At 65.0% G+C, this 26,282-nt stretch carries 25 protein-coding genes; 4 read left to right on the top strand and 21 right to left on the bottom strand.

Features of this window, described 5'->3' with window-relative positions; translation table 11 throughout:
* Positions 1-18 precede the first annotated feature (18 nt).
* From NMQ16_RS04225 to mnmG, 13 genes are all read right to left on the bottom strand, one after another.
* Complete coding sequence (locus NMQ16_RS04225; RefSeq protein WP_257079240.1) at positions 19-720, bottom strand: ABC transporter ATP-binding protein; 702 nt, start codon at positions 718-720, stop codon at positions 19-21.
* Positions 720-1,529, bottom strand: a complete 810-nt coding sequence (locus tag NMQ16_RS04220; protein WP_257079239.1) for an ABC transporter ATP-binding protein — start codon at positions 1,527-1,529, stop codon at positions 720-722. Before NMQ16_RS04220 ends, NMQ16_RS04225 begins: the two co-directional genes overlap by 1 nt.
* Positions 1,526-2,626, bottom strand: a complete 1,101-nt coding sequence (locus NMQ16_RS04215; RefSeq protein ID WP_257079307.1) for an ABC transporter ATP-binding protein — start codon at positions 2,624-2,626, stop codon at positions 1,526-1,528. The genes NMQ16_RS04220 and NMQ16_RS04215 overlap by 4 nt, the downstream gene beginning before the upstream one ends.
* Before the next feature lie 2 nt (positions 2,627-2,628).
* On the bottom strand, positions 2,629-3,552 hold the full coding sequence (locus tag NMQ16_RS04210; protein ID WP_257079238.1) for a branched-chain amino acid ABC transporter permease: 924 nt from the start codon (positions 3,550-3,552) through the stop codon (positions 2,629-2,631).
* A 7-nt stretch (positions 3,553-3,559) separates the two neighbouring features.
* On the bottom strand, positions 3,560-4,771 hold the full coding sequence (locus NMQ16_RS04205; RefSeq protein WP_257079237.1) for a branched-chain amino acid ABC transporter substrate-binding protein: 1,212 nt from the start codon (positions 4,769-4,771) through the stop codon (positions 3,560-3,562).
* A gap of 173 nt (positions 4,772-4,944) precedes the next feature.
* Positions 4,945-6,198, bottom strand: a complete 1,254-nt coding sequence (locus NMQ16_RS04200; RefSeq protein WP_257079236.1) for a nidogen-like domain-containing protein — start codon at positions 6,196-6,198, stop codon at positions 4,945-4,947.
* Between the two features lie 144 nt (positions 6,199-6,342).
* The gene (locus tag NMQ16_RS04195) at positions 6,343-7,275 is read right to left on the bottom strand and encodes an acyl-CoA desaturase (RefSeq protein ID WP_257079235.1); all 933 of its coding nucleotides are present in this window, start codon (positions 7,273-7,275) and stop codon (positions 6,343-6,345) included.
* 163 nt (positions 7,276-7,438) lie between these two features.
* On the bottom strand, positions 7,439-7,768 hold the full coding sequence (locus NMQ16_RS04190; RefSeq protein ID WP_257079234.1) for a c-type cytochrome: 330 nt from the start codon (positions 7,766-7,768) through the stop codon (positions 7,439-7,441).
* A gap of 173 nt (positions 7,769-7,941) precedes the next feature.
* Positions 7,942-8,814, bottom strand: coding sequence for a DMT family transporter (locus NMQ16_RS04185; protein WP_257079233.1), 873 nt, complete (start codon positions 8,812-8,814; stop codon positions 7,942-7,944).
* Between the two features lie 38 nt (positions 8,815-8,852).
* Complete coding sequence (locus tag NMQ16_RS04180) at positions 8,853-9,710, bottom strand: ParB/RepB/Spo0J family partition protein (protein WP_257079232.1); 858 nt, start codon at positions 9,708-9,710, stop codon at positions 8,853-8,855.
* Positions 9,711-9,745: 35 nt separating this feature from the next.
* Complete coding sequence (locus NMQ16_RS04175) at positions 9,746-10,516, bottom strand: ParA family protein (RefSeq protein WP_069038906.1); 771 nt, start codon at positions 10,514-10,516, stop codon at positions 9,746-9,748.
* Between the two features lie 7 nt (positions 10,517-10,523).
* On the bottom strand, positions 10,524-11,162 hold the full coding sequence (rsmG, locus tag NMQ16_RS04170; protein WP_257079231.1) for a 16S rRNA (guanine(527)-N(7))-methyltransferase RsmG: 639 nt from the start codon (positions 11,160-11,162) through the stop codon (positions 10,524-10,526).
* A 45-nt stretch (positions 11,163-11,207) separates the two neighbouring features.
* Positions 11,208-13,097, bottom strand: a complete 1,890-nt coding sequence (gene mnmG, locus NMQ16_RS04165; RefSeq protein WP_257079230.1) for a tRNA uridine-5-carboxymethylaminomethyl(34) synthesis enzyme MnmG — start codon at positions 13,095-13,097, stop codon at positions 11,208-11,210.
* 221 nt (positions 13,098-13,318) lie between these two features.
* Between mnmG and NMQ16_RS04160 the strand changes: the two genes are divergently transcribed.
* Positions 13,319-13,588 carry a hypothetical protein gene (locus tag NMQ16_RS04160; RefSeq protein WP_257079229.1) on the top strand — a complete coding sequence of 90 codons (270 nt, stop codon included), beginning with the start codon at positions 13,319-13,321 and terminating at the stop codon, positions 13,586-13,588.
* 46 nt (positions 13,589-13,634) lie between these two features.
* Here NMQ16_RS04160 and NMQ16_RS04155 read toward each other — a convergent pair whose 3' ends face one another.
* From NMQ16_RS04155 to rpmH, 6 genes are all read right to left on the bottom strand, one after another.
* A complete protein-coding gene (locus NMQ16_RS04155) occupies positions 13,635-14,396 on the bottom strand; it encodes a TSUP family transporter (protein WP_257079228.1) in 762 nt (253 codons plus the stop codon).
* Positions 14,397-14,426: 30 nt separating this feature from the next.
* A complete protein-coding gene (gene mnmE / locus NMQ16_RS04150) occupies positions 14,427-15,791 on the bottom strand; it encodes a tRNA uridine-5-carboxymethylaminomethyl(34) synthesis GTPase MnmE (RefSeq protein ID WP_257079227.1) in 1,365 nt (454 codons plus the stop codon).
* A gap of 103 nt (positions 15,792-15,894) precedes the next feature.
* Entirely contained in the window at positions 15,895-17,535 is a 1,641-nt protein-coding gene (gene yidC / locus NMQ16_RS04145; RefSeq protein WP_257079226.1) for a membrane protein insertase YidC, read from the bottom strand.
* A 71-nt stretch (positions 17,536-17,606) separates the two neighbouring features.
* A complete protein-coding gene (yidD, locus tag NMQ16_RS04140; protein WP_257079225.1) occupies positions 17,607-17,816 on the bottom strand; it encodes a membrane protein insertion efficiency factor YidD in 210 nt (69 codons plus the stop codon).
* A complete protein-coding gene (gene rnpA, locus NMQ16_RS04135) occupies positions 17,813-18,280 on the bottom strand; it encodes a ribonuclease P protein component (RefSeq protein WP_257079224.1) in 468 nt (155 codons plus the stop codon). Before rnpA ends, yidD begins: the two co-directional genes overlap by 4 nt.
* Positions 18,281-18,374: 94 nt before the next feature.
* Entirely contained in the window at positions 18,375-18,509 is a 135-nt protein-coding gene (gene rpmH, locus NMQ16_RS04130; RefSeq protein WP_083223994.1) for a 50S ribosomal protein L34, read from the bottom strand.
* A 287-nt stretch (positions 18,510-18,796) separates the two neighbouring features.
* Between rpmH and dnaA the strand changes: the two genes are divergently transcribed.
* From dnaA to gyrB, 3 genes are all read left to right on the top strand, one after another.
* On the top strand, positions 18,797-20,266 hold the full coding sequence (dnaA, locus tag NMQ16_RS04125; protein ID WP_373566748.1) for a chromosomal replication initiator protein DnaA: 1,470 nt from the start codon (positions 18,797-18,799) through the stop codon (positions 20,264-20,266).
* A 263-nt stretch (positions 20,267-20,529) separates the two neighbouring features.
* Positions 20,530-21,630: a DNA polymerase III subunit beta gene (gene dnaN / locus NMQ16_RS04120; RefSeq protein WP_257079306.1), complete on the top strand. Its 1,101-nt coding sequence runs from the start codon at positions 20,530-20,532 to the stop codon at positions 21,628-21,630.
* A 93-nt stretch (positions 21,631-21,723) separates the two neighbouring features.
* Positions 21,724-24,228: a DNA topoisomerase (ATP-hydrolyzing) subunit B gene (gene gyrB / locus NMQ16_RS04115; RefSeq protein ID WP_257079222.1), complete on the top strand. Its 2,505-nt coding sequence runs from the start codon at positions 21,724-21,726 to the stop codon at positions 24,226-24,228.
* Positions 24,229-24,368: 140 nt separating this feature from the next.
* Here gyrB and NMQ16_RS04110 read toward each other — a convergent pair whose 3' ends face one another.
* Positions 24,369-25,400 carry a zinc-dependent alcohol dehydrogenase gene (locus tag NMQ16_RS04110; RefSeq protein WP_257079221.1) on the bottom strand — a complete coding sequence of 344 codons (1,032 nt, stop codon included), beginning with the start codon at positions 25,398-25,400 and terminating at the stop codon, positions 24,369-24,371.
* A complete protein-coding gene (locus NMQ16_RS04105) occupies positions 25,397-26,269 on the bottom strand; it encodes an oxidoreductase (protein ID WP_257079220.1) in 873 nt (290 codons plus the stop codon). Before NMQ16_RS04105 ends, NMQ16_RS04110 begins: the two co-directional genes overlap by 4 nt.
* Positions 26,270-26,282 lie beyond the last annotated feature (13 nt).

The raw sequence follows: 26,282 nt of genomic DNA, 5'->3' as shown, positions 1-26,282 counted from the left end.
TCGGCGGCGGCTGTCTTCTCACTCGCCCAGGTAGGCGGCGCGCACGGCGGGGTTGTCGAGCAGTTCGGCTGAGTTGGCGGCCAGCGTGATGCGCCCGCTGTCCATGACATAGCCGCGGTCGCACAGTGACAACGCAAGGCGCGCGTTCTGTTCGACCAGCAGCAGGGTGACACCGTCGCGCGCGATGTCGCGGATGACGCCGAACACGGTATCGACCATGACCGGCGACAGGCCCATCGACGGCTCGTCGAGCAGCAGCAGGCGCGGCCGGCTCATCAATGCGCGACCGATGGCGACCATCTGCTGTTCGCCGCCAGACAAGGTGCCCGCGGTCTGGCCGGCGCGTTCCTTCAGCCGGGGCAGCAGCGTGTAGACACGATCGAGGTCGGCCGCGATGGCGGCGCGGTCGTCGCGCGCATAGGCACCCATGTCGAGGTTTTCGCGCACCGACAGACGGGCGAACACGCCGCGGCCTTCCGGCACCAGCGCCAGACCGCGACCGACCAGCGTGTGCGGCGGGGCATGCGAAATGTCACCGCCGTCGAAACGCACTTCGCCGCCGGCCGGCAGCATGCGCGCCAGCGCCTTCAGCGTGCTGGTCTTGCCGGCGCCGTTGGCGCCGATCAGCGCCACCTTCTCGCCGGCCGCGATGTCGAGATCGATGCCCTTGACCGCCCGGATGCCACCGTAGTGCACGGTCAGACCGCGTACTTCCAGCATCAGGCGGCCTCCGGGTCGGCCTGCTGGCCCAGATAGGCGGTGATCACGCGCGGGTGGCGGCGCACCACGTCGGGTACGTCTTCGGCGATCTTCTCGCCGTAGTCGAGCACGGCCACGCGGTCGCACAGACCCATCACCAGCTTCACGTCGTGCTCGATCAGCAGCACCGTGAGCCCGTCGCCGCGCAGCTTTTCGATCAGCGTGCGCAGACCGCCGGTTTCGGTGGCGTTCATGCCGGCCGCCGGTTCGTCGAGCGCCAGCAGCTTCGGTTCGGACGCCAGCGCGCGGGCGATTTCGAGCCGGCGCTGGTCGCCGTAACTCAGGTGGGTCGCCTGCTGGTTGGCCAGTTGATCGATGCCGACATAGCGCAGCAGTTCATGCGCGCGCGCTTCGGTGGCCGCTTCTTCGGCGCGCGCCGCCGGCGTGCGCAGGATGGCGCCGATGACGCCGGTGCGCAGCCGGATGTGCCGGCCGACCATGACGTTCTCGAGCGCGCTCATGGCGCCGAACAGCCGGATGTTCTGGAAGGTGCGCGCAATGCCGGCGCCGGCGATGCGATGCGGCACGCCCGGCGGCAGGTCGCGCCCGTCGAAGGTGACGCGGCCCTCGTCCGGGCTGTACAGGCCGGTCAGCACGTTGAAGAAGCTGGTCTTGCCGGCGCCATTCGGTCCGATCAGGCCATACACCTCGCCGCGCCGTATCGTCAGCGACACGTCGCGCAGCGCCTGCACGCCGCCGAAGCGCTTCGACACGCCGCTGGCCGACAGCAGCACGGCTTCCTGCGCGATCGTGCCTGCGGGGTCGCTCATGCCACCTCCGCGTGTGCGGCCAGTTCGCGCTTGCGCAGCGCCGACGGCCACAGGCCGGCCGGTCGCCATCGCATCACGAGCACCAGCGCGACGCCGAACAGCAGCAGGCGCAGCGATTCCGGATCGACCAGCACCTTGCCGAACAGCCACTGCTGCACCGGTGCGGCACCCCAGCGCAGCACTTCGGGCAGCAACGCCAGCAGCAGCGCGCCGAGGATGACGCCGGCGATGTGGCCCATGCCGCCCAGCACCACCATGCACAGCACCATGATGGATTCGAGCAGGCCGAACGACTCCGGACTGACGAAGCCCTGGAAGCCGGCGAACAGGCCGCCGGCCACGCCGCCGAACGTCGCGCCCAGCCCGAACGCCAGCAGCTTCACGTTGCGCGTATTGATGCCGCAGGCGCGCGCCGCCAGTTCGTCTTCGCGGATGGCGACCCAGGCGCGGCCGAGCCGCGAATCCTGCAGGCGCACGCAGATGAAGATGACCAGCAGCGTCAGCGCCAGGAAGAAGTAGTAGTGCGCGGTGACCGACGGGATCTGCAGACCGAACAGTTCGAAGCTGCGGCCGAGCGACTGGCCGGCGATCTCCGCCGACTGGATGTTGTTGATGCCCTGCGGTCCGTTGGTCAGGTTCAGCGGCGCGTTCAGGTTATTCAGGAAGATGCGGATGATTTCGCCGAAGCCGAGCGTGACGATGGCGAGGTAGTCGCCGCGCAGCTTGAGCGTCGGCGTGCCGAGCAGCACGCCGAACAGACCGGCGACCAGTGCACCCAGCGGCAGCACCAGCCACACGGACCAGGCCGGCGCACTGGCGAACACGGCGGGAAATGCGGTGGCCAGATGCGGGCTCGACAGCAGCGCATACAGATAGGCGCCGACCGCGTAGAAGGCGATGTAACCCAGGTCGAGCAGGCCGGCGAAGCCGACCACGATGTTCAGACCGAGCGCCAGCATGACGTAGAGCAGCGCGAAGTCGATGATGCGCACCCACGAATTGCCGAAGTTCGCGCCGACGACAAAGGGCAGCACCGCCAGCGCGATGCCGATCAGCACGATGCCCAGCCGGGCACGCAGTTTGGGGTCGCCGGGCAGGGTCATGCCCGCTCCGCTACCTTTTCGCCCATCAGGCCGGACGGGCGGAACACCAGCACCAGGATGAGTACGAAGAAGGCGAACACGTCCTGATAGTGGCTGCCGAGGAAGCCGCCGGTCAGGTCGCCGATGTAGCCGGCACCCAGACTTTCGATGATGCCCAGCAGCAGGCCGCCCAGCATGGCGCCGCCGACATTGCCGATGCCGCCCAGCACGGCGGCGGTGAACGCCTTCAGGCCGAGCATGAAGCCCATGGCGTAGTGCGCGATCGAATAATTGGCCGCGACCATGACGCCAGCCACCGCCGCAAGCGCCGAGCCGAGCACGAAGGTGAAGGCGATGACGCGGTCGACGTCGACCCCCATCAGCCGCGCCACCGCCGGGTTCTCGGACGTCGCGCGCATCGCGCGGCCGAGCCGGGTGCGCGTGATCAGCCACAGCAGCGCGGCCATCAACACGGCGGCGGTGACGACGATCAGGATCTGCAGGTCGGTGATCGCGGCGCCGAACACCTGGTGCGGCGTGGTCGGCAGGATGGCCGGGAAGGTGTGGTAGTTGCGGCCCCAGCCCATCATGGCCAGCTGCTGCAGCACGATTGACACGCCGATGGCGGTGATCAGCGGCGCCAGCCGGGGCGCGTTGCGCAGCGGCCGGTAGGCGATGCGCTCGATCGAAAAGCCGACCGCCATGCAGACCGGAATGGCGATCAGCAGGCCGCCGAGCACCACCACCGGGCCGGGCAACCCCGACGGCACGAGCAGGCCGATGGCGGTCAGCGCAGTCAGCGCGCCGATCATCACCACCTCGCCGTGCGCGAAATTGATCAGCCCTAGGATGCCGTAGACCATCGTGTAGCCCAGTGCCACCAGCGCGTAGATGCTGCCGAGCACCAGACCATTGATGATCTGCTGGATGAAAATGTCCACGCGGCGCTTACGGCGTCGCGTCGCCGCCCATCGTCTCCAGCGGAGACCAGGCACCGGCCTTCGCCTGGTACAGCGTCACCGCGCCGTTCTTGATGTCGCCCTTCTCGTCGAAGGCGATCTGCGCGGTCAGGCCCGGGTAGTTGATCTGTTCGAGCTCGGGCAGGAATTTCATGCGGTCGGTCGAGCCGGCCTTCTTCATCGCCTCGGCCACCACGCGCACCGCGTCATACGCATAGGGTGCGTAGAGCTGGATGTCGGTGTTGAACTTCGCCTTGTAGCGGTCGCGGAAAGCGGTGCCGCCGGCCATCTTTTCCAGCGGCACGCCGGGCAGCGAACAGTAGTGACCTTCCGCGCCTTCGCCGGCCAGCTTGTGGAATTCCACCGTGCAGCCGCCGTCGCCGAACAGCATGGGGATGCCCAGGTTGAGCGTCTTCAGCTGGCGCGCCATCGGGCCGGCCTGGGTGTCCATGCCGCCGTAGAACAGCAGGTCGGCCGAAGTCGATTTCACCTTGGTCAGGATGGAGGCGAAGTCGGTCGCCTTGTCGGTCGTGTACTCGCGGGTGACGATTTCGGCGCCGGCCGCCTTGGCGGCCTTCTCGAATTCGTCGGCCAGACCCTGGCCGTAGGCGGTGCGGTCATCGATGATGGCGATGCGCCGCGCATTCAGGTTCTTCATCGCGAAGGCGCCGAGCGCGCCGCCCTGCTGCACGTCGTCGGCGAATACACGGAAGGCGCCGGCATAACCCTGCCGGGTGTACTGCGGATTGGTCGCCGACGGTGACACCTGAACGATGCCTGCGTCGTGATAGATGCGCGACGCCGGAATGGTGGTGCCGCTGTTCAGGTGACCGATGACCGCGTTGACGCGCGAATCGGCGAGCTTCTGCGCCACGGTCGTGCCCTGGCGCGGATCGGCCTGGTCGTCTTCGCCGAGCAGTTCGAAACGTGCCGGCTTGTCGCCGATCTGGAAGCCCTCGGCGTTCAGGTCATCGATGGCCAGCCGGGCGCCGTTCTCGTTGTCCTTGCCCAGATGCGCCTGCGGCCCGGTCAGCGGGGCCACATGACCCAGCCGCACGATCAGCGGCGCGTCCATCGCCGGCAAGCCGCCCCCGGGTGCCGCTGACGGCGCCGTATCGGACTGCTCGCCGCACGCCGCGAGCAGGCAGGCCGACAGAACGAGTAGCGCAGGCAGGGGACGCGACGGGAAGGGCAGGGTCATGGAAAGTCTCCGCAAGGCTGAAAGAAGGTCAGCGCCGGATTTTGCGGGCGGCCGGGAGCAGCGTCAATTTTGTTTGTGCGCTGCGGCGCCGGACGGACGGTCGACAAAAAAGCCGGCGTGCGCTTGCGTCAGCTCGCACGCCGGCTTTTCAGCACTCCTGAGGCGCGCCTGCGTCAGCTGCGCGCGCGGCGGCGTGCCGCCACGATCAGGCCCAGACCGGCGAGGAACATCGCATACGTTTCCGGCTCGGGCACCGGCAACGACAGCACGATGGGGTTCTGAGACAGCTGGACCGCACCGGCTCCGGCGAAGGTCAGTCCGGTCACGAAGGCGGTCGGGTTCAGCGGATCGAGTGCCAGACTTTCTTCGATGCCGAGCACGCGGAAGCGGTCGACGCCATCGCTCAGCGTGTATTCCTCGCCGGCCAGCACGTTGTCGGCGAACACCCATTCGGCACCGTTCCACAGCCAGACTTCGTAGGCGTTGTCACCCAGTTCCGGCAGCAGCACGCTGGCGAACAGCGGACCGCTTTCGAGGAAGTAGTCGTAGCCGATGGCGATGTCGGGGTCGATGAAGAAGGTTTCGCCCGGGCGTACGTTGAAGGTGAACGACCAGCCCTCATCGGTGGCCACCGGCAACAGCGGGTTCGACGGCGACGATCCGGGCGGTGCGCCGTTGCGGATCGCAAATGTCCACAGTCCCGGTGTCTCGGCCGACACATTGCTGCTGTGCTGCAGGTCGAGCACGGCGTCGGAGCGCGACCCGGGCAACGTCAGGAAATTGACGCCATCACCGGCATCGTAGCCGGCCTGTGCGGGAATGCCACCCAGGCCATCCGAGCCTTCACTGGCGTCGCCGGTCGTCCATTCGAGGCGCTCGTAGCGGAAATCCACATCGAAGTTGCCCACCCCGGTATCGGCGCGATTGCGGAGCACCAGCTGGAAGCTGTTCGTCTTCGGACCGACGGCCGCGGCGAGCAGCGTATCACCGCCGCCTTCGCCTCCCTCTTCACCGCCACCGGGAATCTGGTCACCGAAGTAGCCGACGGACGACCAGGTCACCGCGAGGGTGTCGGCATTCGGCGAGTGAATCCACAGATTACCGGCGACACGCGTGTCCACATCGGCCCAGTACGGCGCAATCATCGGCTGGCTGGCGAACGGGAAGGGATCCGGCGTGAAGGTGCCGAGTGCCGACTCGAACGTGATGTTGCCGTTGTTGTTGACGAAGAAGGTGCTGTAGGTGCTGCCGAAGAAGTTGATGTCGAACGGCAGGTCCAGCAGATTGGTCGAGCCGTCGTCATTCGCCGGCAGGAACTCGGTGCCGAAGCCTTCATCCCCGACGCCGAAATCGAGCAGCGGAATGGCCTGCGCAGAACCCGCGAGCGAGGCGAGCAGCAGGGGCAGAGCAAGACGACGAAAGACCATGGTGGAGCTCCTGGAACGAAATGCGGGAGCGCAGCAACTATCGTTCCATCACAGTAATGTCATAAAAATGCATTAACGGAACAAGGCACTCCGGTGATGCGTTGCAGCACTGCCATCCACTCTGTAAAGAAGTGCGACACCCGATCAGCGCGAGTCGCCGACCTTTGCGGCGGCCGGCGCCAGCCCGCCTTCTTCCCGCACATCATCCGGAAGCTGGTCGCGCAGGTCGCGGATGATGCCCAGCATGGCCAGCAGCTTGAGGAAGTAGTAGGTCAGGTCGATTTCGTACCAGGCGAAGCCGGCGCGTGCGCTGGCGCCGTAGCGGTGGTGATTGTTGTGCCAGCCGCCACCCATCGTCAGCAGCGCCAGCAGCGGGCGGTTGACCGAATCGTCGTCGGTGTCGAAGCGGCGGTAGCCACCGGGCAGGTGGCCGAAATGACCGATCGAATTGACCAGCGACACCGTCTGCACGCCCAGTGCGGTCGGCAGGAAGAAGCCCCACATCAGCGCCGCAGCGCCGGTCACGGTCGGTCCGAAGGCGCCTGCCGTCGCCAACAGCCAGATGAAGAACGCACCGGACAGCATGAGCAGCGTGTAGTGCTTGTTCACCCACAGGATTTCCGGAAAGCGGGCGAAGTCGGGCACCACGTCGAGATCGGTGTCCTTGTAGCGCTCGCACCAGACCCAGCCGACGTGCGACTGCATCAGCCCGTGCTGGCGCGGCGATATCGGATCGTTCGGCTGTTCGACGTTCTGGTGATGGACGCGATGCACCGATGCCCACCACAGCGGCCCGTGCTGGCCGCACTGCGAAGCAATCACTGCGAGCACGAACTGCACCGGGCGCGAGCACTTGAAGGCGCGGTGCGAAAAGTAGCGGTGGTAGATGGCTTCGACGCCGAACATGCGCAGCGCGTAGCTGGCGACGGCGAGCAGCACGAGCGGCCAGGTCGGCGGAAAGAGGAAGGGGGTCGCCACCGCGCAGCCGAACAGGATGACATAGCGCACCCGGGTCTGATTGATCGATTCGGTGACCTGCTTGCCGTAACGGACGCGCGGCGGGGCCGTTGCACTCATGCTCGACTTCTCCTGACAGACACATGTCGGTCGCGAGCGTAGCAAGGTCAACGTCGCCCGTTGGCCCGATGATGGGGGGTGTAAGGGCCGCTATTCCGGCGCAACAAAAGAAAAAGCCGGCTGTTGCCAGCCGGCCTTCTGCTGCGATACGTGCGCTGCTGCCTTACTTGGCGCCTGCGAGGATCCAGGCCGCCAGCTTCTTGGCGTCGGCTTCGCTGACGCCCGGATTGGCCGGCATCGGCACCGCACCGCCCCACATCAGCTTGGAACCGGCCGGAGTGCCGGCACGGATGAAGGCCGCCAGCTTGCCTTCGGCGTCCTTCTGGCCTTCGTACTTCTTCGCCACAGCCTGATAGCCCGGGCCGAGGACGCCGGCCTTTTCAATGGCGTGACAGCCCAGACAGCCCTTGGCGGTCGCCAGGTCCTTGCTGGCGAAAGCCGGTGCGCTCACGAGCGCGATGGCACAGACGGCGGCAGAAATGATCGTTCTCATGACGTTCCTCGACAGTTGTTTAACCAATGATTATCGCGGGGCCGGGCTCTCCGGCATCAACTCGGCGGCGCGGGTCGCAAGTCTAGTCCAGCCGCAGACGGTGAACAAGCCATGCGAAGCGCACCGACCCTTGTGGATAACGGCAGTCCGGTGCAGCCCGTTGACCGGGAATATCACCCGGGGGTTCGCCGCCAGCCGAGCGTCAATGCCGTACCGACCAGAATGACGGCCGTGCTGGCCAGCATGGCGGGTGTCGGCACCTCCTCGAACAGCAGGTGGCCCCACAGCATGGCGAACGGCGGAATCACGAAAGTGACGCTCAGCGCCGGTGTCGCACCGATACGGCCAAGTAGCCGGAAATACATGAAGTTGCCAAGCGCCGTCGACACGAAGCCGAGTACCAGCACTGCAGTGATCGCCGGCCATGACGGCGGCGCGCCGGGCAGCGACGCCAGCGCCCAGGGCAGCAGCAGCACTGCGCCGGTGACCGAAAAACCGGTGGCCACCGACGATGCCTTCAGATCGCCGAGCTTGCGCCGCGCCAGTTGAACGCCCAGCCCGTAGCAGGCAGCACCCACGAGACCGAGCAGCACGGCGTCAATTCCGATGCGCAGCGGGCCGAGCTCGCGCAGGCTGGCCAGCAATGCGACGCCGGCAAAACCCAGCATCAGCCCGACCGCCTTGCTGCCGGACAGCGCCTCCCGCCACACGCACACCGCGAGCAGGGCGGAGAAGAGGGGCGAACTGGCATTGAGCACCGCCGCAAAGCCGGCGCTGGATCGCATGACCGTTTCGGCGAACAGCGTGAAGGGCAGCGCCGTGGTACCGGCGCCGATCAGCGCGAGCCAGCCGAGCGTGCGCCGCCGGTCGGTCGCCGCAACGCCGCGCAACGGTGATCCGAACACGAGGCAAAGCGCCGTCGCCGCCAGCAGCAGACGCAGGCTTACGGTCGCCGCAAGGCCGAATTCAGGAATCGCCACGCGGTACAACGCGAACGATGCCCCCCACACCAGACCCAGCAGCAGGAATTCGATGGCTGAACGCATGCGGCGTCGGGACGACGGCAGAACGCCGGGCTGGGCGATCAGCCGCGCAGGCGAGCGATCAGGCCGTCGAGCTGGTCGAGGTCATTGAAACGGATGGCGACCTTGCCGGCGCCACGCGCGTTGGCCTGCACACTGACCGCGGCGCCCAGCAGATCGGACAGCTCCTCTTCCAGCTGCGCCAGATCGCGCGGCACGCTGGCGGCGCGCTTGCCGCCCTGTTCGGCCACGCCGCCTTGCGCCACCAGCTTTTCGGTGTCGCGCACGGTCAGGCCCTGCGCCACGACGCGATTGGCCAGCGCGATCTGGTCGGCGCGCGGCAACGTCAGAAGCGCGCGCGCGTGACCCATGTCCAGATCACCGGTGATCAGCTGTTCCTGCACCGGCTCGGCCAGCTGCAGCAGTCGCAGCAGATTGGTGGTGGCCGAGCGCGAGCGGCCGATCGCATTCGCCGCCTGTTCGTGCGTCATGCCGAATTCGTCGATCAGCCGTTGTACCCCTGCAGCCTCTTCGAGCGGATTCAGGTTCTCGCGCTGGATATTCTCGATCAGGCTCATCGCCAGCGCCGCTTCGTCGGCGATTTCACGCACCAGCGCCGGCACTTCGGTCAGCCCGGCCAGTTGCGCGGCACGCCAACGGCGTTCGCCGGCGATGATTTCGAAGCGCTCGCGCGCCACCTCGCGCACCAGGATGGGCTGCATGATGCCCTGCGCGCGGATCGACTCGGCCAGCTCTTCGAGCGAGCCCGGGTCCATGCGCGTGCGCGGCTGGTACTTGCCAGGCTGCAGGGCGCCGACCGCCAGCGTGCGCAGCTCGCCGGCGTTGCCGGACTCGCCGGAGTTACCGGCCAGCAGCGCGTCCAGCCCGCGGCCGAGACCTTTCTGTTTGGGTGGGGTCATTGTTTGCCTTCTTTTTTTATTGCGGATGTGCGCAGCTAGAGGGTTTTCACCCGCTCGATCATTTCCTGCGCAAAGGCCGTGTAGGCCTGCGCACCCTTGGCGCTCTTGTCGAACAGCACGCCCGGTACGCCGTAGCTGGGGGCTTCGGCCAGACGGACGTTGCGTGGAACGACCGTTCTGAACACCTTGTCACCGAAGTGCGATTCGAGCTGCGCCGACACCTGCTGCGAAAGCGTGCTGCGCGGGTCGAACATGACGCGCAGCAGGCCGATCACCTTCAGGTCGCGGTTCAGGTTCGCATGCACCTTCTTGATGGTGTTGACCAGATCGGACAGGCCTTCGAGCGCGTAGTACTCGCACTGCATCGGAATGATGACGCCGTGCGCCGCGCACAGGCCGTTCAGCGTCAGCAGGCTGAGGCTGGGCGGGCAGTCGATCAGCACGAAGTCGTAATCGTCTGCGCACTCTGAAATGGCCTTTTTCAATCGGTTTTCCCGATTTTCAATTTCGACCAATTCGACTTCGGCGCCTGCCAGATCCCGGTTGGCCGGCAGCACGTCCAGACCGGCATGCGGGCTGGTGACACGCGCGTCGGCAAGCGAAGCCAGGCCGAGCAGCACCGGGTAGACGCTGGACTTGAGCGTGCGCTTGTCGACGCCGGCGCCCATCGTGGCGTTGCCCTGGGGATCGAGGTCGACCAGCAGCGTACGCTGGCCAGCCTGACCCAGCGCGGCGGCGAGGTTGACGCTGGTCGTCGTCTTGCCGACTCCGCCCTTCTGGTTGGCGATCGCGAAAATGCGCGGCATCTGCCGGTCAGCCTGCAGCAGGCACGCGGGCAAGCCACAGCAGATGGCGCGCGCCCTCGACGCCCGGCACCTGCAGTTCCTCGGCCCGGCGCAAGGCCCAGCCGGCAGGAATGGCCCGCACTTCTTCGTCCGGATAAACGCCCTTCATCGCCAGCATCTGGCCGTCGGGCTTCAGCAGATGCCCGGCCACCTTGATGAAGTCGGCCAGATCTCCGAAGGCGCGCGACACGATGAAATCACGGCTCTGCGGCAGTTCGACGGCTTCGGCGCGGGCAACCTGCACGTCGAAATTCTCCAGACCGAGGTCGATGCGTACCTGCTGCTGGAACGAGGCCTTCTTGGAATTCGGCTCGATCGACAGCACGTCGAGGTCGGGTCGCGCGATGGCCAGCGGAATACCCGGCACGCCACCGCCGGAACCGATGTCGATCAGCGTCGAGCCGTCCGGAATGAAGCGGGCAATCGACAGCGCGTCAAGCAGGTGATGCGTCAGCATGCGCGACTCTTCGCGGATCGCGGTGAGGTTGTACACCGCGTTCCACTTGGCCATCAGCGCGATGAAACGCAGCAGCCGCGTCTGCGCGGCGGAGGGAATCGACAGGTCGAGGACGTTGAGGCCGGCGGCCAGTTCGGTTTGCAGAGTCATGGGCAGATCGCTTGGGGCAACTTCAATTCGGGGGCGGCTCAAGGCTCAGGCTGCGCTGCGCACGGCCTGCCGCTTTTTCAGATGCACCAGCAGCAGCGATATCGCCGCCGGCGTGATGCCCTGGATGCGCGAGGCCTGGCCCAGCGTTTCCGGGCGGTGCTGGACCAGCTTCTGGCGCACCTCGCGCGACAGGCCGGTCACGGCGGCGTAATCCATATCGTCCGGCAGGCGCATGTCTTCGGTGGCGCGCAGCCGCTCGACTTCGTCCTGCTGGCGATCGATGTAGCCCTGATACTTGGCGAGGATGTCCAGCTGTTCGATCGCGTCGGCATCGGTGATCGGCTCGGGCGTGCCCGGCAGCGTCATCAACGAGGCATAGCTCACGTCCGGTCGGCGCAGCAGTTCGAACAGCGAATACTCGTGCTCAATCGGCTTGCCGAGCACGCGGATGGCGTCGCTCGCCGGAACGGTGTCCGGGCGTACCCAAGTCGCGCGCAAGCGCTGCGTTTCGCCGGCTATCGCGTCGCGCTTGCGGTTGTAGACATCCCAGCGCGCATCGTCGATCAATCCCATGTCGCGCGCGATGTCGGTCAGCCGCAGATCGGCGTTGTCCTCGCGCAGACTGAGCCGGTACTCGGCGCGCGAAGTGAACATGCGGTAGGGCTCGGATACGCCGCGCGTGATCAGGTCGTCGACCAGCACGCCGAGATAGGCTTCGCTGCGTGCCGGGCACCAGGCGTCGAGGCCACGCACCTGACGCGCCGCATTGAGGCCGGCCAGCAGACCCTGCGCCGCGGCTTCTTCATAGCCGGTCGTGCCATTGATCTGACCGGCGAAGAACAGGCCTTCGATGGCGCGGGTTTCCAGCGACGACTTCAGACCGCGCGGATCGTAGTAGTCGTATTCGATCGCATAGCCGGGACGGAGGATGTGTGCGTTTTCCAGTCCCGGAATGCTGCGCACCAGATCGACCTGCACATCGAACGGCAGCGAGGTCGAAATGCCGTTCGGATACACCTCGTGCGTCGTCAGGCCTTCAGGTTCCAGGAAGATGTTGTGGCTGTCGCGGTCGGCGAAACGGTGGATCTTGTCCTCGATGCTCGGGCAGTAGCGCGGACCGACGCCTTCGATCACGCCGGTGTACATCGGCGATCGATCAAGACCGCCGCGGATGATGTCGTGCGTGCGCGTCGTGGTGTGCGTGATCCAGCACGGCACCTGGCGCGGGTGCATGGCGCGGCGGCCGATGAAGCTGAACACCGGCACCGGATCGTCGCCCGGCTGCGCTTCCATGACTGAGTAATCGATGCTGCGACCGTCGATGCGCGGCGGCGTGCCGGTCTTCAGGCGACCCTGCGGGAGCGCAAGTTCCTTCAGCTTTTCGGCCAGCCGGATCGCGGGTGGATCGCCCGCGCGACCGGCGGAATGGTTCTCCAGACCGACGTGTACCCGGCCATTCAGGAAGGTGCCGGCCGTCAGCACGACCGACCGCGCACGGAAGCGGATACCGACTTCCGTCACGACGCCGGCGACGCGGTCGCCGTCCATGATCAGATCGGCGGCGGCCTGCTGGAACAGATCGAGGTTCGGCTGGTTCTCCAGCCGGCTGCGGATGGCCGCCTTGTACAGAACGCGGTCAGCCTGTGCGCGGGTGGCACGGACCGCCGGGCCCTTGCTTGCGTTGAGTGTGCGGAACTGTATGCCGGACTCGTCGGTGGCCAGTGCCATCGCACCGCCGAGCGCATCGACTTCCTTCACCAGATGACCCTTGCCGATGCCGCCGATCGACGGATTGCACGACATCTGGCCCAGCGTTTCGATGTTGTGCGTCAGCAGCAGCGTACGGGCGCCGGTGCGCGCAGCCGCCAGCGCGGCTTCGGTACCGGCGTGGCCGCCGCCGATGACGATCACGTCGTAACGAGTCGGGAAATCCATTTTCGCTGCAATGCAAAATAAGGCGAAGGGGCTGAATGATACGACCGAAGGCATCGATTACCAAGGTCGCACGGCCTTGCAGCCTTGCAAGTTCTTACAGTTGCTTACGGCGCAAAGCGTCCGCTCTGACTACGCTTGTGTCGTGTTCACCAAGAGTAAGAACCATGAAAACCCTCAGTTCGGTACTTGCTGCGCTTACATTGACCTTCAGCGGAGTTGCCATGGCTGACCGCGACGACTGGCGTGGGCACCGCGGAGACCGCCATCATGGCTACCAGAAAGACTACCGGGGGCACCATGATTTCGGGCGCCATCAGCGCGGCTACGGCCACCGACACCACGGTCCGCGCATCAGCCACCACTACTATGGCGGACCCGCCTACTATGTCGCGCCGCCGCGCTATTACGGTTATGGCGACTACGGCCACCACGGCCATCGTGGGGGTGGCGGCGTGACCATCGTGCTGCCGCCGATCCGCTTCGGGTACTGATCTTTAGCGCTGATCTCTGATCACGTTGTTTCACGTGGAACAACGTTCAGACTGACAGCACATCCCAGGTCAGACGCGCGATCAGCACACCCACCACAACGATGAACACGCGGCGCACGAACAGTGCGCCGTTTTTCATTGCAAGGTGTGCACCGACCCAGGCGCCCGCCAGATTGGCCAGCGCCATCAGCGCTGCCACCTTCACCATGATGGCGCCCACCGGCACGAACCAGCACAGGGCGGCGAGATTGGTGCTGACGTTGACCACCTTGGCGGCCGCCGACGCGCGCAGGAAATCCCACGCATAACAGCGGATGAACAGAAAGATCAGGAAGCTGCCAGTGCCCGGCCCGAAGAAGCCGTCGTAAAAACCGATCGCAGCGCCAAGCAACAGTGCGAGCACGGGACGCGGCTTTCTGTCCATTCCGCGCGACGACGCGCCAAAGTCCTTTTTCTTCAGCGTGTAGGCAAGCACAGCGACCAGCAGCACGATGACCAAAGGTCGCAGCATCTGCGGCGGGAACAGACCCACCGCCGCCGCACCGGCGAATGACGCAATGAATGCCGCCAGCGCAGCACGCCAGAGCACCCGCCAGTCCATGTCTACCTTGCCTAGGTAGCGGCGCGCCGCGAATGCTGTCCCGACGATGCTTACGGCCTTGTTGGTACCGAAAAGCGTCGCGGGCGCGACGCCCGGAAACACGTTGAACAGCAGCGGTATCTGCACCAGTCCGCCACCACCGACCATGGCGTCCACAAGACCCGCGAAGAATGCGCCAACGAACAGCAGGGTGAAATCAGCGAACACGACAGGCGCCCGGATGTTTCACGTGGAACATCACTTTCCGATGCAGAAGCGGGAAAAGATTTCGCCCAGAAGATCGTCCGGTGTGAATTCACCCGTGATGTCACCCAGGGCGCGATGGGCGAGCCTCAACTCTTCAGCGAACAGATCAAGCTGCAACACCGTACCCGCGATGCAGGCACGCGCCGCGTCGAGCCGGCCTATCGACGCATCAAGCGCATGCAGGTGCCGGGCACGGGCAGACAGCGCGTCTTCCGCGCCACCGTGCCAACCAATGCAATCGAGCAGGGTTGCGCGAAGCAGGTCCAGCCCCGACCCTTCGCGGGCAGACAGCCATAGCGAGACGACATCGCCCGCGCGCTCGGAGTGGGGCGAGTCATCGGTGAGATCGATCTTGTTGAATACGCGTATGCGCTTCAGTCCGTCCGGCAAGCCTTCGTCAATGAGCCGCGCCGCCGCATCGAACCCGGTCGTCGCGTCGATCAGGTGAACAACGGCATGCGCGCGATCGAGCTCGCGCTTCGTGCGGGCAATGCCGGCCTGTTCGACCGGATCCGTCGTCTCGCGCAGCCCCGCCGTGTCGATGATGTGTAGCGGTACTCCATCGATGGAAATCAGCTCGCGCAGGGTGTCGCGCGTGGTGCCGGCGATATCGGTCACGATGGCGCGATCCTCACCGGACAGCGCATTGAGCAGGCTGGACTTGCCGACGTTCGGCGCGCCCGCCAGCACGACCGTCAGCCCATCGCGCAGCACTGAACCGCAGCGCGCTCTTTCGCGCAGGGCGCCGACCGCCCGCATCACCTCGTCGAGCTTGTGCCGCGCGCCCGCCTGTTCGATGAACTCGACGTCTTCCTCGGGGAAGTCCAGCGTCGCTTCGACGAACAGCCGGAGATTGACCAGCGCGTCCTCCAGTTGATGGACATGGCGCGAGAACTCACCGTCCAGCGAACGCATCGCCGCGCGGGCCGCCGATGACGTACTCGCGTCAATGAGGTCGGCCACCGCTTCGGCCTGGGCCAGATCGATGCGGTCGTTCAGGAATGCACGTTCGGTGAATTCGCCCGGGCGGGCAGGGCGGGCGCCAAGTTCGAAGCACCGTGCGAGTACCGCCTGCAGCACCGCACTGCCACCGTGGCCGTGCAGTTCAAGCACATCTTCTCCGGTGTACGACGCCGGGGCCGCAAACCACAGCGCAATGCCGTGATCCAGAACGGCACCGTCGGCCGCCAGAAACTTCAGGAAAGAGGCCGTACGCGCCGGCGGCAACCGGCCGAGCACACCGAGGGCGACATCGGCCGCCCGGCTGCCGGACACACGGACGACGCCGATGCCACCGCGGCCGGTCGCTGTGGCGACGGCTGCGATCGTGTCGGTGGGATGCCTGGCTGGATTCATGGTCGGGAGTCCGGAAACGAAGAAGGCGCCGCGCCTACAATACAACCCGTCGCGGGTGATTGCAGTCGCGGCGCCTTCAACGCCGGAACCGGGGGCCGTGGGTTCAGGTCTTGGCGGTCTTGCCACTTTCTATCATGCGGGTGATCTGCCACTGCTGGGCGATCGACAGCACGTTGTTCACCACCCAGTACAGCACCAGTCCGGACGGGAAGAACAGGAACATGCCGGTGAACACGATCGGCAGGAACAGCATCACCTTGGCCTGGATCGGGTCCGGCGGCGTCGGGTTCAACTTGGTCTGCACGAACATCGTGATACCCATGATGATGGGCAGAACGAAGTAGGGATCCTTGATCGACAGGTCAGTGATCCAGCCGATCCACGGCGCGTTGCGCATTTCGACGCTGCCCAGCAGCACCCAGTAAAGCGCGATGAACACCGGGATCTGCACCACGATCGGCAGACAGCCGCCGAGCGGGTTGATCTTCTCGGTCTTGTACAGCTCCATCATTTCCTGCTGCATGCGCATGCGGTCGCCGCCATGGCGTTCCTTGATCTGCTGCATGCGCGGCGTGACCAGACGCAGCTTGGCCATCGAGCGGTAGCTTGCGGCCGACAGCGGGAAGAAGATGGCCTTGATCAGGACGGTGAGCAGGATGATGGCCCAGCCCCAGTTACCGACCATGTCATGCAGCTTCTCCAGCACCCAGTGCATCGGCGATGCGATGATGGTCAGGAAACCGTAATCGACCACCAGATCGAGGCCCGGTGCCAGCGCCACCAGATCCTCCTGGATCTGCGGGCCGGCATAGAGCGGAACCTCGATCGACGAGGTGGCGCCCGGCGCAGCCGCAGCAAGCGGCACGACGACGCCGGCGGTGTACAGGTCATTGCCGACCTTGCGCGCGAAGAACTCGCGATCAGCGCCCTTCGGCGGCACGAAGGCACTGACGAAATAGTGCTGCACCAACGCCACCCAGCCATCCGGCGCCTTGCTGACGAATTTCGCCGAATTGTCGGCGATGTCCGAAAAATCGATCTTCTGGTACTTGCCCTGATCGGTGTAGAAGGCCGGGCCGGTAAAGGTGCTCAGCATCGCATTGCCGCCCGCGGTCGGCTTACCGTCGCGAAGCAGCTGGAAGTAGGCATGCGCATTGACCGGCGCCTGCGACGCGTTCGCCACTTCGTAGCGCGTACCGATCTGGTAGCTGCCACGCGTGAAGGTGAGCACCTTGGTCACGGTGATGCCCTCACCACCGGGCGCCGTCATGCGCAATTCGACCTTGTCCTGGCCATCAGCCAGCGTCAGCTCGCCTTCCGGCAGCTGGAAAACCGTCTTGTGTGTCGGCAGCCCCTCACCGATCAGGCCGCTCTGCGCGTGATAGAGGTGGGCACCACCATTATCGAGCAGCACAAAATTGCCGGTCGTCTCGGGGCCTGCCTTGTGCTTCAACAATTCGAGCCGGATGATGGACCCACCCTCAGCCGACACGTCCGCGACGAACAGATCGGTCAGCACGCGGGTCGCGGTCTTCTGCGCCACCACCGGCACGGCCGGTACGTCGGTTGCACCGGCCGGCGCGCTCACGGTCGGCACTGGTGCCTGTGCACCCGGCGACTGCGCAACCTCACCGGCAGCGGGTGCTGCGGCCACCGGCGGTTGCGACTGGCGCTGCCAGCCATCCCACAGCATGAACAGCGAAAACAGGAAAACGATCAACAGGGCGGAGCGTTGGGTATCCATCTGGGGAATCGTCTGAAAAATGCGTCGTTGAGTGGAAAGCGATCGTGGATGCGGCGCGCGAGATTCAGTGCTCACGGCACCGGATCATGTCCTCCGGGATTCCACGGATGGCAGCGCGCAATGCGCCTGAGCGACAGCCAGCTGCCGCGCAAGCTGCCATGGCGGCGGATCGCTTCGGTGGCGTATTCGGAACAGCTGGGCAGAAAACGGCAGTTCGCACCCAGCATCGGGCTGACGGCGTAGCGATACACGGCAAGTACGGACAGCAGAAGACTTTTCAACTGGCTGGCTCCGAAACAGGCGGCTTCCCGCTGGACGGCCCGGCATCGGGCGCTGTGACCGGCGGGCGCATCCGGCCAAAAAGATGGTCAAGTTCCGCCCGCAGGGCCTTGCGGTCCAGATTTTCGGGCCGCGAATTCAGGCGCAGCACCATGTCGAGCGGCCTCAACCCCGTCCGCGCATGGCGGAATGCTTCACGCGCCAGTCGCTTGACCAGATTTCGATCGTGCGCGCGCTTCAAGTGCCGCTTCGCGACCACGACACCCAGACGCGCTCCGGTCTCGGCATCCGGTCCTGACGCTTTGACCGGACCGTGATGGATCACGAAATGACGACTGCGCTGCGTGCGCCGTAAAGCAAAAACGGATGAAAACTCATCCGTTTTTCTGAGCCGGAAGACCGGGCGGAAACTGTACGTTCCTCGCGCGGGCGTTTCCGATGAATCTGCCGTGCCTGCTTCGCTCACTGCGCGCTCAACCTCCGGCTTGCTGCCTGATGGCAGACGACCGGACGATCACGGACATGGCGGCGCAGGCGGCGGCTGAAAGGGTCTGGCTGCGTTAGACCGCGAGCCGGACGCGGCCCTTGGCGCGACGTGCGCGGATGACAGCGCGGCCGCCGCGGGTGCGCATGCGTTCAAGGAAACCGTGGGTGCGGGCACGGCGGACAGATGACGGCTGGTATGTGCGTTTCATGGCCTGCTCACTATGTATACGGAAAAGCCCGCGATTACATCGCAAGATCAGCGCCTTGTCAATCGCCCCACGCCGGCGCGGGTTTGGCCGGTGTGGATAAGCAGGGCCGAAAGCGCTAGAATCCGTCACTCAAAACAGCTGGCAAAAGCGGACCCGGGCCACCGGTCACCGCAGTGCCCGGAACACCGAAAAGAGGCGATCCTTCAACACGGATCGTCTGTTCCGGGTCAGGTCACAAGGCTGTGCCATACCCCCTAGAAATCGACCCGGCGACCTCGCAGACCATGATGCAACAGTTTTGGGCAGTCTGCCTCAGCCGCTTCGAGCAGGAACTTCCCGCGCAACAATTTCACACCTGGATCAAAGGCTTGCGCATCGATCCATGCGCCGATGCCGAAACCGAATCACTGGCGCTGGTCGCCCCGAACCGCTTCGTCCTGCAATGGGTGCGCGAGCGCTATGTGTCGCGCATCGAAGCGCTCGGTCTCGAGTATTTTTCGCAACCGGTGTCAGTGCGCCTGAGTCTGCCCCAGTTGGGCAGCCAGGCGAACGACGCTGCCGAAGCGCCCATACTGGTGCCGTCGTCGTCGTCCGACGCGCCGCGCGTCCGCCAGACGCATCTGCGAGCCGATGGTGAGGAAACCACCCGCGTCACGCCGCCGGCCATCATCAAGTCGAATGGCGACGCGCAGACCGATCGCAACGAACGCAACCGCGGTCGACCCGACGAACGCGACCGCTCGCGCCTGAACCCGGGGTTCACCTTCGACAACCTGGTCACCGGCCGTGCCAACGAACTGGCGCGCGCAGCCGCCATACAGGTCGCGCAGAACCCGGGCATGTCCTACAACCCCATCTTCATCTACGGTGGTGTTGGGCTGGGCAAGACGCACATGGTGCATGCGCTGGGCAACGAAGTGATGCGGCACAACCCGGACGCGGTCGTCCGCTACGTGCATGCCGACGACTACTACGCCGACGTGGTGCGCGCCTACCAGCAGAAAAGCTTCGACGCCTTCAAGCGCTACTACCGGTCGCTCGACGTGCTGCTGATCGACGACATCCAGTTCTTCAACAACAAGACGCGCACGCAGGAAGAGTTCTTCTACGCGTTCAACGCGCTGACCGACGGCAAGAAGCAGATCGTCATCACCTGTGACACCTATCCGAAGAACATCCAGGGTGTCGAAGAACGCCTGACGACGCGCTTCGGCTGGGGGCTCACGGTGCAGATCGAGCCGCCCGAACTCGAAATGCGCGTCGCCATCCTGAAGAAGAAGGCCGAAATGGAGCGGGTGAAGGTGGGTGACGACGTCGCCTTCCTGGTAGCCAAGAACATCCGCAGCAATGTGCGCGAACTAGAAGGCGCGCTGAAGAAGATCATCGCCTTCGCCCACTTCCACACCGTTCCGATCACGCTGGAAGTGGCGCGCGAGGCGCTGAAGGACCTGCTGGGCGCACACAACCGGCAGATCACGCTCGAATTCATACAGAAGACCGTCGCCGACTATTTCAAGATCAAGGTGTCGGAGATGTATTCGAAGAAGCGCACGCGTGCCATCGCGCGGCCGCGTCAGGTCGCCATGTGGCTGGCCAAGGAACTGACGCCTGAAAGCTATCCGGCGATCGGCGAAGCGTTCGGCGGGCGCGACCACACGACGGTGCTGCACGCCTGCCGCACCATTGCCGACCTGAGGCTGAAGGACGAAGTGCTCAATCATGACCTGCACGTGCTCGTGCAGACCTTGCGCAAATAGCCGGAAAACACCGCAGGAAGAGTGTGGATGAAGCGGTATTGAAGCTGTACGGATAAACAGGTGTGATTCCCTGTATGGCCGCTGTGGATAAGCGGGGTGTTTTCAGCGGGTCACGTTTTCATCCACATTTGTTCAAGCGCAGAAATGGCAGTTGTACATACAACAATACATACTTCAAGCAACTGAAAATAATAAGAATTAAGGTGTTCTCCACAGAAAATGGTCGACGTTAACGGTTTACAGAGGTTTATAAAATGCTCTTAATGAAGATAGAACGCGAACAGCTGCTGCGTCCGCTGCAGTCGGTCAGCGGCATCGTCGAGAAGCGCCACACCCTGCCGATCCTGTCCAACGTCCTGATCGAAACCGAGGGCGATGCGCTCACGCTGCTGGCCACCGACATCGAAATCCAGATCCGTACCCGGTCCACCGGCAACATCAGCGCCGCCCAGCCGGCTGCGCTGACGGTCGCTGCCCGCAAGCTGCAGGACATCCTGCGTGCCCTGCCGGAAGGGCAGGAAGTGAGCCTCGACGCCGACGACCGCAAGCTCACGGTGCGCTGCGGCAAGAGCCGCTTCACGCTGCAGACGCTGCCGGCGCAGGACTACCCGCGCATGCAGGTCGCCGAGGGTGAAACCGTCAAGCTCAGCCTGACCCAGCGCAAGCTCAAGCGGCTGCTGTCGCTGGTGCAGTATTCGATGGCCCAGCAGGACATCCGCTACTACCTGAACGGCCTGCTGCTGGCCGTCGGCAGCGAGGAACTGCGGCTGGTCGCGACCGACGGCCACCGTCTTGCCTACGTGTCCGAAGCGCTGCCCGGCGTGACCGACAAGCTCGACGTGATCCTGCCGCGCAAGACCGTGCTCGAGCTGTCGCGCCAGCTGGCCGACACCGACGACCCGGTCGACATCGAACTTGGCGGCAACCAGGCGCGCCTGCGCTTCGGCTCGGTCGAGCTCATTTCGAAGCTGATCGACGGCAAGTTTCCTGACTACGAACGCGTGATTCCGAAGGACCACCCGAAGGAAATCATGCTGCAGCGCGCGTCCTTCCTGCCGGCACTGCAGCGTGCCGCCATCCTGACCAACGAAAAGTTCAAGGGTGTGCGCGTCGTGCTGTCGTCCGGCCTGCTCAAGCTCATTTCAAGCAATGCCGAGCAGGAAGAGGCGCAGGAAGAGCTGGAGGTCGAGTACACCGGCGACGCCCTCGACATCGGATTCAACGTGAGCTACCTGCTCGACGTGCTCGGCAACGTGGCCGGCGACACCCTGAGCCTGCGCCTGAATGACGGCAACAGCAGCGCGCTGATCACGCTGCCCGGCACCGACGGCTTCAAGTACGTCGTGATGCCGATGCGCGTGTAAGCCGCGCCGCCTGCACCACCGCCCGGCCTGCGCGCCGGGCTTCGTGTTTTTTGATGGACCCCGCGCACCTCGTGCGCAGCACCGGAATACGCCATGTCTGACGAGCTCACACCGAATGTCCCCGAAGCGCCCAAGGTCCCGGAGGCGCCCAACGCCGACGCCTACGGTGAAGGCAGCATCCAGATCCTCGAAGGGCTGGAAGCCGTGCGCAAGCGGCCGGGCATGTACATCGGCGACACGTCGGACGGCACCGGCCTGCACCACCTGGTGTTCGAAGTGGTCGACAACTCGATCGACGAGGCGCTGGCCGGCCACTGCGACGACATCGTGATCACCATCCACACCGACAATTCGATTTCGGTCACCGACAACGGCCGCGGCATTCCGACCGGCATCAAGTTCGACGACAAGCACGAACCGAAGCGCTCCGCCGCCGAAATCGCGCTGACCGAACTGCACGCCGGCGGCAAGTTCAACCAGAACTCGTACAAGGTGTCCGGCGGCCTGCACGGCGTGGGCGTGAGCTGCGTCAATGCGCTGTCGAAGTGGCTGCGCCTGACGGTGCGCCGTGACGGCAAGAAGCACTTCATGGAATTCGAACGCGGCGTACCGGTGGAACGCCTGCTCGAAATGCAGAACGGCGTCGAAGTGTCGCCGCTGAAGGTGCTCGGTGCGTCCGAAAAGCGCGGTACCGAAGTGCACTTCCTGGCCGACGAAACCATCTTCGACAACATCGAATTCCACTACGACATTCTGGCCAAGCGGCTGCGCGAACTGTCCTTCCTGAACAACGGCGTCAAGATCAAGCTGGTCGACCAGCGCAACAACAAGGAAGAGGATTTCGCCTTCCTCGGTGGCGCGCGCGGTTTCGTCGAATACATCAACCGCAACAAGACCGCGCTGCATCCCAATGTGTTCTGCAGCGCCGGTGCTTCGATGCAGGGCAATGTGCAGATCGACGTCGAAGTCGCGATGCAGTGGAACGACAGCTACGCCGAACAGGTGCTGTGCTTCACCAACAACATTCCGCAGACCGACGGCGGCACCCACCTGACCGGGCTGCGCGCGGCGATGACGCGCATCATCAACAAGTACATCGAAGAACACGAAATCGCCAAGAAGGCCAAGGTCGAAATCACCGGCGACGACATGCGCGAAGGTCTCGCCTGCGTGCTGTCGGTGAAGATGCCCGACCCGAAGTTCGCTTCGCAGACCAAGATGAAGCTGGTGTCATCGGAGGCGCGTCCGGCAGTCGAGGAAGTGGTGGCGCAGAAGCTCACCGATTTCCTGCAGGAACGTCCGAACGACGCCAAGACCATCTGCGGCAAGATCGTAGAAGCCGCACGTGCGCGCGACGCCGCCCGCAAGGCACGCGACATGACGCGCCGCAAGGGCATCCTCGATTCCTTCGGCCTGTCGGGCAAGCTGGCCGACTGCCAGGAGAAGGACCCGGCCAACGCCGAGCTCTACCTGGTCGAGGGTGACTCCGCCGGCGGCTCCGCCAAGCAGGGCCGCGACCGGAAGTTCCAGGCCATCCTGCCGCTGAAGGGAAAGATCCTGAACGTCGAAAAGGCGCGTTTCGACAAGCTCATTTCCAGCCAGGAAATCGTCACCCTGATCCAGACCTTGGGCACCGGCATCGGCAAGGACGAATACAAGCCGGAAAAGCTGCGCTACCACCGCATCATCATCATGACTGACGCCGACGTCGACGGCGCCCACATCCGCACCCTGCTGCTGACCTTCTTCTACCGCCAGATGCCCGAGCTGGTCGAAGGTGGCCACATCTACATCGCGCAGCCGCCGCTGTACAAGATCAAGCACGGCCGCACGGAGCTTTACGTGAAGGACGACCACGAGCTGAACCAGTACCTGCTCAAGCTGGCGTTCGACGAATCCAGCCTGGTGCCGCGTGAGGGCGCCGAGCCGCTGTCCGGCAGCGCCTTCGAAGAGATGGCGCGCGAATACCTGCTGGCCGAAGCCATTGTCGAACGTCTGGCCGAGTACGCCGACGGCGAACTGCTGCGCACGCTGCTCGAACACAACATCGCGCTGAGCCTCGACGACGAAGCCGCCGCCCGCGACAGCGCCGCCCGGCTCGCCGCCAAGCTCCCGTCCAATGTCACTCTGCTGGCCGAATACAACGACAAGACCGAAACCTGGCAGCTGCGCATCGAGCGCATGCACCACGGCAACCGCAAGATCGGCCGCGTCGACAGCGAATTCCTGCTGTCCGGCGACTACCAGCGTATCCGCCACGCCGCCGAACTGATCGCCGGCCTGGTCGGCCCCGGCGCCATCGTCAAGCGCGGCGACAAGCAGCAGGAGGTCACAAGCTTCAGCGAAGCCACGCGCTGGCTGCTGAACGAAGTCGAACGCAACCTCGGCAAGCAGCGCTACAAGGGCCTGGGCGAAATGAACCCGGAACAGCTGTGGGAAACCACGATGGACCCGACCGTGCGCCGCCTGCTGAAGGTGCAGATCGACGACGCCATCGCCGCCGACGAAATCTTCACCACGCTGATGGGCGACAACGTTGAGCCGCGCAGGGCGTTCATTGAGAGCAATGCGCTGGGGGTTAGGAACCTCGACGTGTGAGCTTTAAGCGGCCGGATGGCGGCCGCTGCGCTCGGAATGCCACCGCTTTCAGGCAAGCATTTCCGATGCGATCGTTCAGACCGGAAAGCCAGAGCGTGCCGGAATCACTGCGCACCACGCCGGCCCCGGACGAAGCCCGCTCAAGTCGTGAAATCCAGCACCACGCGCGAGGGCACCTCGCCTTTGGCCAGACGTTCGAAAACCGCGTTGATCGCCGACAGGGGCTGCACTTCGATATCAGCCTTCACCTTGCCATCGGCAGCGAATGCCAGTGCTTCGGCCATGTCCTGCCGGTTGCCGACAAAGGAACCGCGAATGGTGATGCAGTTGGCCACCACCTCGAACAGCGGCGTCGGAAACTCCCCGGGTGGTATGCCCACAAGCACACAGGTGCCATGCTTGCGCGTCATGGCGATGCCCTGTTTGAACGCCGGCAGCGACGGCGCCGTGATCAACACGCCATGCGCACCGCCATCCGTGATGTGCCTGACCGCTGCCGCCGGGTCACCGGTCCGGGCGTTCACCACGGCATCGGCGCCCAGGCGTTTTGCGTGGTCGAGTTTTCCATCATCGATATCCACCGCGCACACGTGCAGGCCCATGGCCTTGGCGTACTGCACCGCCAGGTGCCCCAGGCCGCCGATGCCCGACACGACCACCCATTGTCCCGGTCGGGCCTGTGTTTCCTTCAGGCCCTTGTATGAGGTGATGCCGGCGCAGATCAAGGGCGCCGCATCGCGTGCGGCAAGACCCGCCGGGATGTGGGCGACGTAATTCGGATCGGCGATGATGTATTCGGCGAAGCCGCCGTTCTTCGTGTACCCGCCGAACTGCGCACCGGCGCACACCGGTTCCTGCGCTGCCAGACAGAACTCGCAGTGGCCGCAGGCCGAGTAGAGCCAGGGCACACCTACCCGGTCGCCTTCCTTTACGGCGGTGACGCCGGCCCCCAGCGCCGTAACGATGCCGATGCCCTCGTGCCCGGGCGTGAAGGGCAGCGCGGGCTTCAGTGGCCAGTCGCCGGCCGCGGCGTGCAGATCGGTGTGGCAGACGCCGCAGGCCTCGGTCCTCACGAGGATCTGGCCCGCTCCGGGTGTCGGGATGTCGATGTCCTTGAGCACCAGCGGTCTGCCGAACTGCTCGACCTGTGCCACCCGCATCGTGTGTGTCATGCCGTTGTCGCCGGGAAATCGGCCGCGCGCGCCACTTTTTCGCCCGCGGTGAAGCCCTCGCGCAGTTCGTCCACCTTGGCCATGGCGCCTTCGAAGGCGTCGTTGCCGAGCAGCAGGTGATGCGGCGGCTGACCTGAACTGACCGCTTCGATGATGGCCTTGACCGCACGCACCGGGTCGCCCGGCTGCTTGCCGGACGACTCGCGCACGGCACTGCGCACCGCGCCTGCGGTGGCCTGGTAATCATCGATCTGCAGTGCGCTTTCATTCGCCGAGCGTCCTGCCCAGTCGGTGCGGAACCCGCTGGGTTCGACCACCATCACCTGGATGCCCAGCGGCTCGACCTCGCGGCGCAGTGCTTCCGACAAGCCTTCGACGGCGAACTTGGTGGCGTTGTATTGCCCCAGGGCCGGCATGCCGCGCAGGCCCGCCAGCGACGACAGATTGACGATGCAGCCGCCGCGGCGCTTGCGCATGCCCGGCAGCGCCGCCTGGATCATGGCGGTCAGACCGAACACGTTCACCTCGAACATCCTGAGCACTTCCGCGGCCTCGCCCTCCTCGATCGCGGCGAAATAGCCGATGCCGGCATTGTTCACCAGCACGTCGATGCCGCCGAAGCACGCCTCGGCCGCCTCGATGGCGGCCGCGACCTGATCCGGCCGGGTGACGTCGAGCTTCAGCACGAGGACCTTGTCGCTCTCTTCGAAATCGTCCAGCTTGGCGGGGTCGCGCGCGGTCACCACCGTGCGGTAGCCGAGTGCGATGGCCTGCCGGGCCAGTTCCTGACCGAAGCCGGTGGAACAGCCCGTGATGAACCAGACGGGCGCTTCGTCGGAAAGCAGGCGGGGGGAGGAGGGTGTGTTCATGGTGGTCACTTTC

The organism is Methyloversatilis sp. XJ19-49 (genome assembly GCF_024580145.1).
GTDB lineage: Bacteria > Pseudomonadota > Gammaproteobacteria > Burkholderiales > Rhodocyclaceae > Methyloversatilis.
The sequence above is the reverse complement of the archived record's forward strand: the minus strand, read 5'-3'. Positions and strand labels throughout refer to the sequence as shown.